The 14,083-nt window shown below is 38.0% G+C and carries 25 protein-coding genes; 7 read left to right on the top strand and 18 right to left on the bottom strand.

The window, feature by feature from the left end; all coding sequences use genetic code 11:
• Positions 1–35 precede the first annotated feature (35 nt).
• The 15 genes from ACHJH3_RS08500 to ACHJH3_RS08570 all read right to left on the bottom strand — a co-directional run bounded on the left by ACHJH3_RS08500 (position 36) and on the right by ACHJH3_RS08570 (position 9,673).
• On the bottom strand, positions 36–482 hold the full coding sequence (locus ACHJH3_RS08500; RefSeq protein ID WP_407064454.1) for a hypothetical protein: 447 nt from the start codon (positions 480–482) through the stop codon (positions 36–38).
• A gap of 9 nt (positions 483–491) precedes the next feature.
• Entirely contained in the window at positions 492–689 is a 198-nt protein-coding gene (locus ACHJH3_RS08505) for a hypothetical protein (RefSeq protein WP_407064455.1), read from the bottom strand.
• Entirely contained in the window at positions 676–1,080 is a 405-nt protein-coding gene (locus ACHJH3_RS08510) for a hypothetical protein (RefSeq protein WP_407064456.1), read from the bottom strand. The genes ACHJH3_RS08505 and ACHJH3_RS08510 overlap by 14 nt, the downstream gene beginning before the upstream one ends.
• Entirely contained in the window at positions 1,077–1,346 is a 270-nt protein-coding gene (locus ACHJH3_RS08515; protein ID WP_407064457.1) for a DUF6378 domain-containing protein, read from the bottom strand. The genes ACHJH3_RS08510 and ACHJH3_RS08515 overlap by 4 nt, the downstream gene beginning before the upstream one ends.
• A gap of 9 nt (positions 1,347–1,355) precedes the next feature.
• On the bottom strand, positions 1,356–1,820 hold the full coding sequence (locus tag ACHJH3_RS08520; RefSeq protein WP_407064458.1) for a DUF736 family protein: 465 nt from the start codon (positions 1,818–1,820) through the stop codon (positions 1,356–1,358).
• A 74-nt stretch (positions 1,821–1,894) separates the two neighbouring features.
• Complete coding sequence (locus ACHJH3_RS08525; RefSeq protein WP_407064459.1) at positions 1,895–2,461, bottom strand: hypothetical protein; 567 nt, start codon at positions 2,459–2,461, stop codon at positions 1,895–1,897.
• Positions 2,462–2,534: 73 nt separating this feature from the next.
• Complete coding sequence (locus ACHJH3_RS08530; protein WP_407064460.1) at positions 2,535–2,819, bottom strand: hypothetical protein; 285 nt, start codon at positions 2,817–2,819, stop codon at positions 2,535–2,537.
• A gap of 84 nt (positions 2,820–2,903) precedes the next feature.
• Positions 2,904–3,863: an antA/AntB antirepressor family protein gene (locus ACHJH3_RS08535; RefSeq protein WP_407064461.1), complete on the bottom strand. Its 960-nt coding sequence runs from the start codon at positions 3,861–3,863 to the stop codon at positions 2,904–2,906.
• 140 nt (positions 3,864–4,003) lie between these two features.
• Positions 4,004–4,159, bottom strand: coding sequence for a hypothetical protein (locus ACHJH3_RS08540; protein ID WP_407064462.1), 156 nt, complete (start codon positions 4,157–4,159; stop codon positions 4,004–4,006).
• Positions 4,160–4,555: 396 nt separating this feature from the next.
• Entirely contained in the window at positions 4,556–4,726 is a 171-nt protein-coding gene (locus tag ACHJH3_RS08545) for a hypothetical protein (RefSeq protein ID WP_407064463.1), read from the bottom strand.
• Between the two features lie 365 nt (positions 4,727–5,091).
• Positions 5,092–8,109: a phage/plasmid primase, P4 family gene (locus tag ACHJH3_RS08550; protein WP_407064464.1), complete on the bottom strand. Its 3,018-nt coding sequence runs from the start codon at positions 8,107–8,109 to the stop codon at positions 5,092–5,094.
• The gene (locus tag ACHJH3_RS08555) at positions 8,102–8,506 is read right to left on the bottom strand and encodes a hypothetical protein (protein WP_407064465.1); all 405 of its coding nucleotides are present in this window, start codon (positions 8,504–8,506) and stop codon (positions 8,102–8,104) included. Before ACHJH3_RS08555 ends, ACHJH3_RS08550 begins: the two co-directional genes overlap by 8 nt.
• Positions 8,503–9,111 (bottom strand): tyrosine-type recombinase/integrase, encoded by a 609-nt coding sequence (locus ACHJH3_RS08560; RefSeq protein WP_407064466.1) that lies wholly within the window; start codon positions 9,109–9,111, stop codon positions 8,503–8,505. The genes ACHJH3_RS08555 and ACHJH3_RS08560 overlap by 4 nt, the downstream gene beginning before the upstream one ends.
• A gap of 3 nt (positions 9,112–9,114) precedes the next feature.
• On the bottom strand, positions 9,115–9,243 hold the full coding sequence (locus ACHJH3_RS08565) for a hypothetical protein (protein ID WP_407064467.1): 129 nt from the start codon (positions 9,241–9,243) through the stop codon (positions 9,115–9,117).
• Positions 9,244–9,466: 223 nt separating this feature from the next.
• Positions 9,467–9,673, bottom strand: a complete 207-nt coding sequence (locus ACHJH3_RS08570; protein ID WP_407064468.1) for a hypothetical protein — start codon at positions 9,671–9,673, stop codon at positions 9,467–9,469.
• 85 nt (positions 9,674–9,758) lie between these two features.
• Between ACHJH3_RS08570 and ACHJH3_RS08575 the strand changes: the two genes are divergently transcribed.
• Positions 9,759–9,980 carry a hypothetical protein gene (locus tag ACHJH3_RS08575; protein ID WP_407064469.1) on the top strand — a complete coding sequence of 74 codons (222 nt, stop codon included), beginning with the start codon at positions 9,759–9,761 and terminating at the stop codon, positions 9,978–9,980.
• Here the strand turns inward: ACHJH3_RS08575 and ACHJH3_RS08580 are convergent.
• The 3 genes from ACHJH3_RS08580 to ACHJH3_RS08590 are packed head-to-tail and all read right to left on the bottom strand — an operon-like array spanning position 9,918 to position 10,758.
• Positions 9,918–10,208 carry a hypothetical protein gene (locus ACHJH3_RS08580; protein ID WP_407064470.1) on the bottom strand — a complete coding sequence of 97 codons (291 nt, stop codon included), beginning with the start codon at positions 10,206–10,208 and terminating at the stop codon, positions 9,918–9,920. The genes ACHJH3_RS08575 and ACHJH3_RS08580 overlap by 63 nt on opposite strands.
• A gap of 18 nt (positions 10,209–10,226) precedes the next feature.
• Positions 10,227–10,481, bottom strand: a complete 255-nt coding sequence (locus ACHJH3_RS08585; RefSeq protein ID WP_407064471.1) for a hypothetical protein — start codon at positions 10,479–10,481, stop codon at positions 10,227–10,229.
• Complete coding sequence (locus tag ACHJH3_RS08590; protein ID WP_407064472.1) at positions 10,474–10,758, bottom strand: hypothetical protein; 285 nt, start codon at positions 10,756–10,758, stop codon at positions 10,474–10,476. Before ACHJH3_RS08590 ends, ACHJH3_RS08585 begins: the two co-directional genes overlap by 8 nt.
• A 159-nt stretch (positions 10,759–10,917) precedes the next feature.
• Between ACHJH3_RS08590 and ACHJH3_RS08595 the strand changes: the two genes are divergently transcribed.
• The 6 genes from ACHJH3_RS08595 to ACHJH3_RS08620 all read left to right on the top strand — a co-directional run bounded on the left by ACHJH3_RS08595 (position 10,918) and on the right by ACHJH3_RS08620 (position 14,083).
• Entirely contained in the window at positions 10,918–11,652 is a 735-nt protein-coding gene (locus ACHJH3_RS08595) for a LexA family transcriptional regulator (protein ID WP_407064473.1), read from the top strand.
• Between the two features lie 125 nt (positions 11,653–11,777).
• On the top strand, positions 11,778–12,014 hold the full coding sequence (locus tag ACHJH3_RS08600) for a hypothetical protein (protein ID WP_407064474.1): 237 nt from the start codon (positions 11,778–11,780) through the stop codon (positions 12,012–12,014).
• Positions 12,015–12,144: 130 nt separating this feature from the next.
• Complete coding sequence (locus ACHJH3_RS08605; protein ID WP_407064475.1) at positions 12,145–12,540, top strand: hypothetical protein; 396 nt, start codon at positions 12,145–12,147, stop codon at positions 12,538–12,540.
• Between the two features lie 27 nt (positions 12,541–12,567).
• Positions 12,568–12,984 carry a hypothetical protein gene (locus ACHJH3_RS08610; RefSeq protein ID WP_407064476.1) on the top strand — a complete coding sequence of 139 codons (417 nt, stop codon included), beginning with the start codon at positions 12,568–12,570 and terminating at the stop codon, positions 12,982–12,984.
• Between the two features lie 75 nt (positions 12,985–13,059).
• On the top strand, positions 13,060–13,791 hold the full coding sequence (locus tag ACHJH3_RS08615; protein WP_407064477.1) for a TIGR04255 family protein: 732 nt from the start codon (positions 13,060–13,062) through the stop codon (positions 13,789–13,791).
• Entirely contained in the window at positions 13,763–14,083 is a 321-nt protein-coding gene (locus tag ACHJH3_RS08620; RefSeq protein ID WP_407064478.1) for a hypothetical protein, read from the top strand. The genes ACHJH3_RS08615 and ACHJH3_RS08620 overlap by 29 nt, the downstream gene beginning before the upstream one ends.

The following is a 14,083-nucleotide window of genomic DNA, read 5'->3' on the forward strand; positions in this document are numbered from 1 at the left end:
TGCCTTTGTCCTTAAAAGTATCATGCTTCCGTCTTTCAAATATTTTCTATATAGATATAGGCTATCTGCTCGCTAGATTCGGCATAATTTTCATATTTGCCGTCGTTTGCTCTAATAATAATCGAGCGGATAAGCTCTTCGTTCTTTGCCCAAAAGTTCGTTAGCGGTTCGCAAAGTTTCTTAAATTTGTGCTCGTTTGGCGGCAAAAATAGACAAAGTAGGGATAACGCCAGCTGCGGAGCGGTTATACAGAAGTTACCTTTTTTAACCGCTACTGCGTGATGAACTTTGTCTATGATATTCATAATGCGCTTGCTTTCGCTTTTATAAATTTGCAAGATGTCAAACATCTCATTTTTTAACCTTTCAAGATCAGCTGTGATTTGCTTGGTGATATACTTATCGTCTCCGTCATCATACTCAAGCATAGAGTAGGCGATAGAAAACAGCGCAACGTCTTTTAGCTCGTTTTTAGTTATCACTCTCTATCCTTAGTCAAACAGTCCGTCTTTGGCTATACGAAGCTCACAATATGCGGGGTCAAACTCCCCGCCTGCAATCTTTGTATGCCTTTCATCCGTCCAAACTCTAATCCATGCTTGCTCATAATCAACGCTGATAACTTCATAAAATTTATCTTGATCAGGCAAGGAGCCTAAATATGGAATTTTAACTTCAAGCTTTTGCATCGGTAAGTTCCTTTTCGTATATATCTCTCATAAAAGTATCCGCAAAAGATACTTTTATACCGTTTTCTTTGGCAAACTTATACTCCATCCATATGCCTTTTGAGTTGAGCACCATCTCTATCTCTCTCATGCTGTTCATCCCGGTGCTGATAAAAATTTCATCGCAACTTCTAAGCTGGGCAAAGCATATTTGCATAGCTTCATCGTGAGTCATATGTTCACACTGATACATGTTTGTAAGCACAGGGCTAAAAAGCTCGACGCGCTCATCCTCGTAAAAAGTATTAGCTCTTCTCATTAAACCAAGAGCAGCATGGCGGACATGGGTATCACTCTTTTTTTTAAGCTCGGTATATGGCGAGCAGACATAAATTCTTTTAACCGGTTTCATTTTGTATCCTTTTCTCCAAGCTCTCTACTGACAAGAGTTGTATATCCCGCGATGTCATCCCAATGGTCTTGATAGTCTGCCTTACCGCTTAAAATTCTTGCTATTTTATGCGTTATCATCTCTAACGCTTCTCTTTGTTGCCAATTTAATCCGCGCCATTTTTCAGTAGATTGCATAACTACTTTTATATATTGAGCAGTTTGAGCGTGCGTTCTAAAACTGCCGTGTGTTTGTTCTCTTTGTTCTAAAATTTTATTTACACTCATTTTCTAGCCTTAAAACGGTATAACGTCATCATCTGCGTAAGATGAGGCGTCTAAATTTGCATCCGCAGGCGGCACATCTTGGCGCTCTCTTGTCTGTGGAGCGCTCCAAACTACGTCGTAAAGCATATCTTCTTTAGCGTTTTCGCCTACATTAAAAAGGGAGATATATGTTTTATAGCCGGGTATCAGCGGGCTTTCGATATAGCCGCTGATGAAGTTTTTAGCTCCGTCCTTGCTTTGCCTATGCCATAAAGCACCTATGATCTGCCTAGCGCCTTCACATACTTTAGGCTTTTGAAGCGCAATCTGATAGTCAGGGAAATTTGCATTTTTGGCTTTATCCTCTTTGCTTGTCTTTAAAGGAGCTACTTGAAGCGGTCTAAGAAACGGGAAATTTAACATCCCACCTGTATAGCCTATCTTATCGCCGTCTGCATTAACGTACTCCATACGTTTAAAATATCCTACGTTCACCTTATACTCCTTATAAATTAACTAAAATTTGCGTAACTATTACAAAACCTATAATCAATGCAGATATGAAAAATCTAGTTATCATCACTGCTAATCTCTGCTTCAACGACATCATCTTCTACCTCGATTTCTATTTGGTTAAATCTCTGCAAGATCTCATTTGCGCTTACCGCTTCAGGCGGCATCATGGCTTGACGATCAAGCATCTTGTCGTGGCGCATAGTGCTAAGAGTGCTTATAAACTTAAGCATATCCGCTTGCTCTTTGGTTAATTTCTCGCCGCGCTTTTTCTTCTCTAAAATTTCAAGAGCTTCAATCTCTAGCGCCTCATAGCTTGCTGCTATCAGGACGTTGTTTCGCTCGATGTCGACTTTGGTATTTTTAACCACGCTTTCAAGCGAGCTTCTTGTGATAAGTGCTACAACGTCTTTATTTTCACTCATGGCTAGAGTTACTTTGTTTTTAATCGCTTCGTTCCAGTTAAATTTGGCTTTCCAGCGATTTATGCTTGAGCTTGAAGCTTTTAGTCCTCGCTCTTTTAGCTTTTCAGCCAGAGCCTCTTCGCTTATAGGCTTAAAGTCGTTTTCGTAGCAAGCGCTATCCAAAAACATTTCAAAGGCGATTTTTTGAATTTCGTTCATACTCACTCCTTAAATAAATAAACCTTACCGTCACTTTTTCCTAAAATTTATATACTTATCACTGTTAAAACGTCTAAATCTCGCTTGAGCCGTTAAGCACCTTGCCGCTATTATCGCCGCCTATGCTTACGCAATCGTTGTTTTGGGTGTTAAACCCGCCTAGTTGGTTATGCCCGCCGTTTATCGTAACGCAGTTAAAGACGCTAAGCCCCGCGTAGGGTATGATCATCTGCACCACAAGCCTTTTATCGCTTGCGGGAAGCTTATCAAGCTGCCTTAACACGCTTAAAAGGACTTTACGGCGAAAGAGCCCGCTATCGTCGCGGGCTAAATTTTTACGATCTAGTTCTAAATACAAAATAACCGCCTTTAAAAAACCTTACTTTAAACCCGGCTTTAACCCATTTGGCTACGAATTCGATATGAGTCATTTTGAGTTCTCTTAGTCTTCGAAAAAAGTGTTATCACAAAGCTCTCTGATAGAAAGTTCGGACATATTTCTGAGGGCTACAAGTTTAAGAGGGCGTTGGTCGTAGTCGGCTTTGAGTTGTTTTAGGTGTTCGTGAATTTCGTCTTGGACGGCTTTAAGAGAGTCAAACACCGCTTCAAATTTGCGAATATCGTTTGAGATAACTACCTCTTGGGCGTTTCTAAAAAATAGGCTTCTGTATTTATATTTATCCCTATCAAGTAAGGCATCGGTTAGCCTTTGTGCCAAATCCTCAATCTCTTTTTCTCTTTTCTCGCTTAGGACTTTATAGGTTATGGCGTCTTTGCAAAGCTCCTGTGCGGCTTCTAGCTCTCTTTTGGTTTTGGACAAATCCGATTTTACCTTTATCAGCTCTTCTTGCATTAAGCCCGTGTCGTAAACTCTGCCCTCAAGCTCTCGAATGCGGTTTTGAAGGGTGGTAATCTTAGGCGGTAAAACGGGGGCTTTTTTCTCGTAGCGGGCTATGATAAGGGCTTTGCTCTCTATGTCCTCTCTAAGCTCGCTAACCTTTTTACGCTCGGCGTAAATGGCGTCCTTTTGCTCTAAGATCAGAGCATCTTGCTCGGCGATACGCTCTTCAAGCTTACTTAGGCGGGACTGCTCGGAAGAGATAAAGGCACGCTCTACCTCGATGAAGTAGCGTCTAGCCTCTTTGCCTTTGTTGTTATTTTCGACCATGCAAAGCTCTTTAGCCATATCAAGGGTGATAAAATACTCTTTGCGGGGGCGACCTGCGGTGCTTACCGTTTCGGTTACGTAGTCTTGACCCTCTATGAAGTCGTATTGGTCTATGCGATTTTTAATCCAGTCCGAATAGTCTTGACCCGATTGTAAAAAAGTGTGTAGTTCTCTTGCATCTGCCGAATTAACTTCGGCACCTATGTTTTTGTTTTTGTGTATTATGATATTCATCATATATCCTTTGTAGTAAAAATATATGATGAAATGATATTATATATATTCTTAATATATTATTAATGTAGTAAAAAAATATGTTCAAGCGATATTAAACGCATTATCCCTTTTCCATAAAATTATGGTAAAGCCTAAATTTAGGGTTTCTTTAGGTCTTGAGCTATTAAAAAAACTACATATTGGGTTAGCGGTAAGCCAATTTCATCGGCTTTTTTTTGCAAATCGTCTTTCATCTTGTCACTAACTCTTATTTGTATAAGGTTGCTACCTTTTGTTTCTTTTTCCTCTGCCATTTTTTGCTCCTTGTTTTTAACCTTAAAATAAACTTTTTCGTAACTTTACGAAAAAGTTTCGACTACATCGTCGTTCCACAAAAAAATGGAACGCAAATTTTAGACTTAGGGTATATCTATCCTCTCCGCTAACTCTCTTTGGGTGATGCCTAGCTCGGCACATACGCGCTTAACTATATTATCTTTTTCTTGCATTGTGTGTCCTTTGTGTTGTTTCGTAATTGTATAAAAAAATAGATTAAAGGCGGGGAAAGCGTAGGAATTCCCCTTTGTGTTTTCGGGTTAAATTTGATTAGCTTCGGGGCTAATTCTGCGGTTTTTTGTCTTTTTTGTAGGTAAAGGCTATCATAACAAGCAAAACAGCTATCGTGACCGCACCTATCGTTAAAATCGCGTTCATTTTTTACTCCTTAACTCCATAAATCCGGCTAAGAACATTATAATAATGCCTTCAGCAACCGCCCAATATCCTTTCGTCATAGCTTCGCCGAATTGTAAAGCAAAAGCACCGTTTACGAAAATACCCAAACCGATATTCCTTGCGGTGTTAAAAATCAGCTCAGTCATATACAATCCTTTGGGGCATTATAACAAAATATTTTATACCGCATTATAAAAATTGTCGTGCGGTTTGAAAATTTGCTACAAAAACACGCTTTTTAGACGTTTTAACAGTGATAAGTAAAAGAACTATACTAACTCCTCGCGTGAGCAAAGCCCCTAAAATAGGGCATTTGCTTATTTTTTGATTTCCGCCATTTTTTTTAAAAGTGGAACGCAAGAAAAGCCCGATAGAATGGTAACTATCTTTATTATTTTTTTACTCTGTTCAATTATCTTTACTATATATAATGTAAGAAAAAATTTTTTAATATAAAAAAAATTTTTTAAAAGCAGTATAGGGGCAAAAATAGCGGAAATGTTGAACAAAACTATCCTAAGCCCGATTTTGCCGATTGTTTTGCGTTCCGTTTGGACAAAAAAAGCGTGAATTTTACCCGAACAGACGGAACAAATCCGCACGGTAGGCTACTCATCGCTAGCCTCTCATCTGCCTTAACCTCTATCTGAGTTAAGAAATTCATATCTTTTATTTTGACGGTAGCGCCCGCAAAGCTTAGAGAGTCAAATTCCAAATCATCGGTTAGCCTAACCCCAAATGTGCATCTTGGGATTTCGGCTAAGCCCGGATGTGAGCCGTGAACTCGCTTACGCCCTTGAGAGATGTTTATGCCGTCTAGTTTTAGCTCGTCTTTAAGAGCGGTAAAAAATCTCTTTAGCGAGAGAGGCTGACCGCCTTTATCCGAAATATACTGCTTATAAACCGCATAAAAATAGTTGTTAGGTATAAAACAAAATTTATCGGCTTTTAGGGCATCTCTAACAAATACGCGCATAGGGTTAACGTCGTCTTTATACTCTTCTATCTCTTCTTGCATACGTTTAGAACGGGTAAATTTGTTTTGAATCATGAGACGCTTAAGCCCTTGTATGGCTTGGTTAAAGATACCCGCTAGCTCGTCGTTAAAGCGCTCGGCCAGGTTTCTTACTCTTTGGCTTTCTTTGATCTCGCCGTTAAATACTAAGATGAGCATACGCCTAAAAACTCCGTTGTCTAAACCTTGCTTAGGCTTCTCATTGCCCGAAAAAATAAGCTTAGGTTTTTCAAGCGGAGTTAACTCAAATCCATCTTTGTTTTTAGGGTCTATTCTCACCGGTTCATTTGTGGAAACTAGACTTTTTAATATAGATAGTTGCCCTTTGTCGGTGCCGTTTTTATCTATCTCAGAACCGATATTTAAAAGCTTGTTCGTAAGCGCATGCGTCTTGTGCCCTTCAAATTGTTGGAGCTGTAAAGAGCTTACGTTATCCTCGCCGAAAAAGCTACGGATAGTATCAAGTATAACGCTCTTGCCGTTTGCGCCGCTCTTGCCGTATAAAAATAAGAAGATTTCAAATTCGTGGCTAGGTAAAAAGCAATAGCCGATAAACTCCATCAGGGTTAGTCTGTCCTCTTCATCGGGTAAAACCTGCTTTAAGAAGCGATCCCATTTAGGGCACTTAGCCCCCTTGTCGTATTCAAAATCCAAGATATTTAAAGCAACGTCATTTTTATCGTGTGAAGGGCGGAAGGTAAAGTTGCCGTTTTTGCTTATAAACGCCGTGCCGTTTTTAAAATTTACAACCCGCCTTTCATCGTCTCTTTTGGTAACGTCAAGCAAAGAGGCTCTGTTTAAAAGGTTATCGGTTATCTTTATTACGTTATCTATGCTTACTTTTTTAACGTCTACGGAGGCTTTAGGCATCCAATCGACTTGAATAAAGTGCTTTAAGGTAGCTAAATCCACTTTAGCGTAGTGGGTTTTAGTCCAAAAATAAAGCTCGCCGGAGCTTTGTGCTAAAGGATAACTAAGCTTGTTTAGGGTAGTTTCAAAGCTGTGCACCATATCGGTGATGTGGGTTTGGAGGTAGTTTGTACGCATAGCTTGGTTAAGTTTAACAAGCCCATCAAGCGCTATAATGCCGCTTTTAGCCTTTTTTTCGTCTATCTCTACAATAAGCCCCGTGCTTAAAAAAGCCTCTTTTAGACGCTCCCAAGCGTCCTTGTCCCTCATAAAATCTTTGGCGTTTTTAAGGATAAAATCTATCTCTTCATCGTCTTTTTGCCCTTTTACGGTAAAGATGTTTATGTAGTTTCCGTTCTTGTCTCTTTGTAAAATTTCATTAAAAATTTGATCAAAATGCCTGATAACGGGTTTTGATTTAAACTTCTCAAACTCCTCTTTTAGGTTCGGGAAATAATCGCAGATGTCGTCTAAGACCCTATCGGTTAAATTAAATGAGGCAAAAGAGATAACGTCATAGACCGAAGATACGTTAAATTTACTAAAATGAACTTTTATAAAATCGGTAATGTCGTATTTTTTGTCTTGAAAATCTTTAGTAAGACCGAAAAACAGAACTATCTTAACGTCTTTAACGTGGTCTTTAATCTCGTTATAACGTAAAACGGCGTTTTTGTAACCCGCTTCGTCGTGATCAAACCAGATATAGACCTCTTTATCTTTTAGCAGATCAAGATAGGGGGTTAGGCTGCCGCCTACGCCCCCTAAGGTTAGGACGTTGGCATCTAGGGCAAGAAGGTTTAGCGCGTCCTTTTCGCCTTCACAGATGATAAGCTTATCGTCTTGTTTGATTTTAAACTCTCTAATCGGGAAAGGGTATGCGCTAGCGCCTGCTTCGCCTATCCACTTGCCTGGCATTCTTTCGCCTGAAAGGGCTTTAGCCTCTTTGTCCCATATAAATTTTTGTTTGTATTTGATATTTACGGGGTTGCCGAATTCATCTTTTATAATGATAGCTATGCTTTTATGCTCTATGCTATAGCCTATATACTCTTTGCATATACGGTCAAAACTATCCCTTGCGCAAGAGGGGAAATTATCCTCTATGATAGCTCTAAATTTTTCATGAGCGCTAGTTCTTTGCTCGTAAAGGGCGGTTACGGTTCTTGGCAATCTCTCTTTAAGCTTTTTGGCGCGGGCTTCTTTTTCTTCGGCCTCTTTAGCCAGTCTTGCTTTGCACTCTTGCTCAACTCGTCTTTGGTGCGCTTCATAAGCTGCTCTGTCGGCTTCGGTCATCTCTTTTGTGTTGATGACATTTGGGATATTGAAATGATCGCATACCTTTTTAGCCGCTACGATAGGTTCAATCTGCTCTTTAAGGGCTACAAATTTAACGATATCGCCGCTTGTATTGCAGGCAAAGCAGTTAAAATAAGCCCCTTTATCGCCTGATTTAATACCGAGACTCGGGGTGTTGTGGTTGTGATCGTGAAAAGGGCAAAAGCCTAGCCAGCCTTTAAACTCTATGCCGTAAATAGCGCTCACAAAGTCTTTAAACTGCTCTTTTGTAACGGTTTGTTTTATAGTCTGGAATATATTATCCATTTTTACTCTCTGCTAAAATTTCATCCGCAAATAGGCTGCTTTGCTTGATGTAAATTTTTAAAAGTTTGCCGACAATGCGTGCAAAACCAGGATTTTTAAACTTAAAATTCCTAAAATAGTGATAGACGCAATGCTCGCTTTTGCCGACTCTTTTGGCTACAAAACGGGCAATGTCTTTCTCGCTAGCGCCACACTCAAGGGCTTTATAATAAAGCTCCGAGATCTCTTCAAAATGAGGGCATTTGTAGTTGCTATGAACGTACAAAAGCCCGTCTTTAAAGATAAATCTATCTTGCCTGCCGTTTTTCTTATCCAAATAAGATAAGTTTTGTATATCCTTTTTAGTAGTGCCAAAGTAGGTTTCTACGGCGTTAAGCGAGATAAATTCGCGGTTCATTTAAACACCTTGTCAAGAGCTTCAAATTTTTGCTCCTTACTCGTGCTTAAGTAGCGAATGGTGGTTTTTATGCTTCCATGCCCTACCATGTCTTGAGCGGTTTTTAGGTTACCCGTGGCTTCTACTATACGTGTAATATATCCTGCTCTAAAGCTGTGTGTAGTGTAAAGTGGTCCTAGATACCTATCAAGATATTTATTAAGCAGCTCGGTAAGGCTAAATTTATTCATCGCGCGTGGAGTATATGCGGTATCGCTTGGTGCATAAAAAAGATAGCCGTTTTTGCCGAGGCAATCATCCTTAGGTAGGCATGAGAGAACCTTAACCATAGCCTCGTTAAAGAATATAGTTCTTGGTTTTTTTGTCTTGGTGTGCCCATCTAGGCATAAAGAGCAAGAGGTTATGATAGATGTTAGGTCATCCGTCTTAAGCTCTGATATCTCGCTTACTCTACATCCGGTAAAATAAAGTAGGGTATATGCGCGAAGAAGTTTTGCCCACGTTTGAGAGTTTAGCTTGGCATCTGCATTCACAAGAGTTATGAGGTTTTTAAACTCATTTTCGTATATCGGCAAGCGCTCTTTCGTGGAGCCTATCGGTCTCATCTCTTAGTCCTCTGAAAATAGATAAAATGCGATGCCACCGATTAAAGCGCCGCCCGCAAAGGTAGCCATGCTTATAAATATAATCGCATAAAATATGAAATCAGGCATGCCCGTTCCTTTCAAATTTGACATTCATTTAAGCCCTTAAGTAGAATTTGGCAGCCAAACCAAGAATCCAACTAAAGGACTTAAATTAACAACAAAGAGATAGTTTTAGAACTAACAAAGATAGCTATAAGCAACGGCGCTTTAGCAACTACAACAACAAGACAAGACGAGGACGGCACAACCTATCCAAGCCATAAAAATATCCCACCTGAAAATATCCCGGCTAAAATAGCCGAGATATTTAATTTCATTCACGGCAGTGTAAACGCTTCTCTTCAATCGCCAGACGAAAGTCAAGATTGAGATAGGCGTTTAGAACTTTTATCATCTTGGTTTGGTCTGCATATTCAAGCTTTGAAATCTCTTTCGAGATGACATCAAAAGCGTTAAAAAACTCTTCTCTTCTTTCTTCTAGAGTCTTTTTTGCCTCTATTTGAGTTGTTTGATCAGGCATGTTTGCCTCCTTTAAAATTCACTCTTTAAGCTCCTTTGGGATAGAATGGAGTCCGCAAAACACTAACCCAAAAGGAGCTAAAACAATGAACGATAGTCAAAAACAAATCGAGCTCTTAGAAATACTTCTTGAAGAGCTCAAAGTGTCAAACGACTTAAAAATTTTAGAACTCATGCTGAAATATAATGCCGATGTCAGCATGTTTTTCGGCAAGTTTTTTGAGCAGGACGGCAGAGAGGCCGAACTAGTCCCCCTTGCCGATCTCGCCCACGACCTCATAAATGAAGCTAGAAAGAGACCCCTCTAAGCTCTCAGCCGAGTATTTTCTTTGTCTAAAGATGTTTGTAAGGAGATCTTTAACCTCTTGCAAGCTCTCTTTAGACTCAACTACTTCCAGAAGCTCTTTAGCTTTTGCTACTCGAGCTTCACACTTAGCTATCTGAGCTTGAAGCTTTAAAATTTCAAGCTCATTCGCACTTATATCCGCTTGCAAAAATAGCTTTATATCGCTCTTTTGCTTTTGAAAATCAGGCATTTTCATCTCCTTAAAAAATCATAACCACCCAAAATAAGCACCTATAAAAAGATAGGCGCGCCTCATATTCTCTTTTTGTATTCCTTTGACATCACAGTCAGGAAAGCGATTTTTTAGACTGCGCAGTATGCCTGACATAGCGTCAAGGTCGTCTATACTAAAACTAGCCTCTTTAAAGGAAAGAGCAAGTAGCTCTATAGCTCTATCAATGTCAGGGCGCACATATTTCTTACTGCCGTTATTCTCTATTTCACTAAAACGCATTTCAGGCATTTTCATCTCCTAAATTTTTGATATAAATTTCGCCTTTGCCGTAGTAGAGCCAGTTGAAATTTACTTTGAATGTTTCTGAGATTCTTAGCACCCACTCGGCGTAAAATGGGTATTTGGAAATTTTGGCTTTGTTGTACAGATGTCTGCTGGCGCCGATGATCTCGCAGAATTTTGTCACGGATTTGCGCTCAAGCCTTCTTATCGCTTCGGTACGTTCGCCGATAGTGTGAAGGTCGTCTGAGTTGATGATCTCGTAAACTGTTTTTTTATAAGCCATTTTTAAAAACCTTGTTTTTTATAACGCCGTTAAAAAAATGGTATAATTTTAAAACAACGTTACAAGAAAAATTACAGATGAATTATAATACATTTTGCATTAGTTTGTCAATAGTGCTAATGCAAAATTAAATACATTTTGCATTAGAAAGGGCTGAAGATGACCGATGATAGGCAAAAAATAGATAGATTAAAAGAAATTTTTGGAGTAAAAACAGACGAAGCCCTTGCTGAAAAATTAGACGTTACATTGTTTGCGGTTAGAAGTTGGAAACAAAGAAATTCTCTACCAAAGAAATATGAGCTGATACTGATGCAAAAGGAGATGAAAAACACCAGCTTTGACCCGGCATTGCTTAGAGAGCAAAAAGAGACGGACAAAAAGGACTTTTTAGACCCAAATAAAAAATTTGATTTAGAACTTTTAAGAGCCGAAAAAGAGCGAGTGCAGGTGCTTAAGGGTAATGTGCCGATAAGATATTTTGAAAACGTGACAGCGAGTGCGGGGTATGGCTCAAATAATAGCGACGAGAGTTTTGAAGAGTTTGAAGTGGGGGCTGATTTTCTAAGGACGGTGCTACAGGTAAAGCCCACAAAATACGGTTATGACATGATAAGGGTTCTTGGCGATAGCATGGAGCCGTTTGTGCAGGACGGGGATATAATAGTAATCGACAGGCACACTGATATAAAAAATGGCGATGTGGTGATAGCAAATTTAGGACAAGATACTTTTACAAAAAAATTTCTAAGAGACCCGCTGCATAATAGTATCAAGCTAACTTCGCTTAGCGAGTATTATCAAGATATAGTGCTAAGGGGCGATGAGATAGAAGAGCTTAGGATAGTAGGAAAAGTCGTGTGTAAATTTTCTATCAATATGAAGGTGTTTTGAGGGTTAAGAGATATTAATTAAAGAATTTTGCGTAGCTGTTTCAAAAAAAAATATAGAAATAGTTAATTGTTCAGGTAATGGACGGAGAGTTCGCTAAAAAAACAAAGAAGAGGTAGGAGCAGGGTATGGAGACTAAATTGAAATGGATTATATCTATTTTACTTGGGTTTTTGTCAGTTGGTATTTTTATAATAGGAGTTAAGCTTATAAACTCCGACAATAATTTAGGGTGGGTTATGCTCTTGGCTAGTGTGTTTATTACATCTGGGAATTATTTTTTTCAAAAAAAAATAGAGGCTCACGAAAAATCCGAGAATAAAACAATTGAGGATATGGTCTTAAAAAAACAGACGATGAAATGAAATATATAGAAGCTGGAACAAATATATGTTTTTTTGTTTCAAACATTAAGGAAGGGATTTTAAACAAAAAATTTATGACGATTTTTGGGCACTATATAACCACTTAGGGTCGATTGATACCCGTAACCAGATGTTGAGAATATTAAAAAATAGTATTTTGCCAGAGCAAGAGTTGCTGTATGAATTTTGGAAATCAGCATATTTAAGCTACGAAACAAAAGATATAGTTAAAACTAAAAATTTGGAGATGTATATTAATAACAAAAATAGTTTATTTGCCAAATGTGTTTTTGTGTCAAATGACGAATATATGGAGTTTTTAAGAGCAAATTTTTCAGATTTGGACGAAAGATTGCTTTCTTATGAATATCTTTTAAGTAAGGCTGCAAATCATTTAAAATGGGATAATGTAAAAGAGGGAATAGAATTCAACAGCTCGTTCTACAAGACCAAAATGGACGGGTTTGAGAATAGCCTAAAGCGGCTTGAAATTTTATTTATTGAAAACTATAACGGCGACTTTTGAGAAATAAACATTTTTTAAGGTAAAAATATGACAAACGAAAAAGAGCTAATAAAACAGATAAAACAGAGTGACCCTGCTAGAGAGTATCAAAGTGTCGATGATATAAAGAGCAGGCTCGGTATAAAAGATGATAGTGAGCTTGCTACTCTTTTGAGGGCTGATGTGGCATATATAAAAGAGCTTAAAAAATCTAAAAACAAACTTGCCAAAGACATACAGGCTGCGGCGAGAGTTGTTGAGAGAAGGCTAAAAGATATGGCTTTGTCTTATGGCGGTATGAGTGATGAGCATGAGAATTGGGGACATATAGTGATAGATGGCGATATGGTCACGGTTTTTGATAAAGACAAGTTAAAGCTTATGTATTTGATGGCTTATCATGCAGACAAGGATATGGTGGCTGAGCTGCTGGAGAAATTTAATAAGAATAACCACAAGTGGTAAGGTGTCTTTATACTAAATAAAGTTTGAATAATATACAATTCTTTGTACAATATAAAAAACAAAAAAAGAAAAAATATGATCCCAAAAAAATTAGAAAATGCTCCAATTCTTTTGTCTGCTGTGAGTATTAAGTTTGAAACAGATTTGCCGAGTCAGGCTATATTTGGTATTTTTTACCAAGCAATAAAAGAATCATTTGGAAATTTTCAAAGCAATCCATTGCCAATATTAAACATCCCTATTGAAATAAGAGAGCAAGATGAAAATTTAAAATTTGCCCCAGAATACATTTTAATAAATAATGACAAGAGATATACTATACAAATAGGTGGCAGAAATGTTGCGCTAGTTTATGATAGGGCTTATGGATATGAATACCCAGGATGGAACAATTATTTAAAACAAGAGGCTGAAAAACTGGTAGATTGTATTTTTAAAATGGGTATTATAAAAACCATAAGTATTGAATACCAAAATATTGATTTTTTTGAAGACGATATATTTGATAAAATAAATATAACTATTAATGACCCAATTCAATGCTCTCTTAGCCAAATAAGTTGCACAAAAGAATCAGATAGCATTGTGCATCATATAGCTATAAACAATAAAGGCAGAGTGGTTATACAAAACAACCAAAAGGTGGGATCTATTATTGATATTAAAACATTAAACAAAGATACTAAAATTGATAAAAAAGATGTAATAGATGTGCTGGATGCTATGCATAATGAGAACAAAGAGCTTTTTTTTAAAATTATAAAAAAGGAATATATTGATGCAAAATTTAAGCCAGAATATCAATAGAAACAATAATAGCATACTCCTTTTTGGGGGATATAGTGCGCTCTTGTTTGCTTCTTTTGCGCTATCGCAGCCCGAGGGGTTTGATTTAAAGGATAAACAAAACTGTTTTTTTGAAAATAGTAATTATGCCTATAAAATACCACTTTCTACTACTGCAAACATTGTAAGTATAGACAGGCAGCTATATAACAGCATTCTTGCTTTTTGTGAAACTATTATTAGGGACTCACAAGATATCGATCATGATATATCTAAAATAATAAATGATGAGATAATGAGTTTGCTGGCGTAA

Origin of the sequence: Campylobacter canis (assembly GCF_045504005.1) — a bacterium.
Taxonomy (GTDB): domain Bacteria; phylum Campylobacterota; class Campylobacteria; order Campylobacterales; family Campylobacteraceae; genus Campylobacter_A; species Campylobacter_A canis.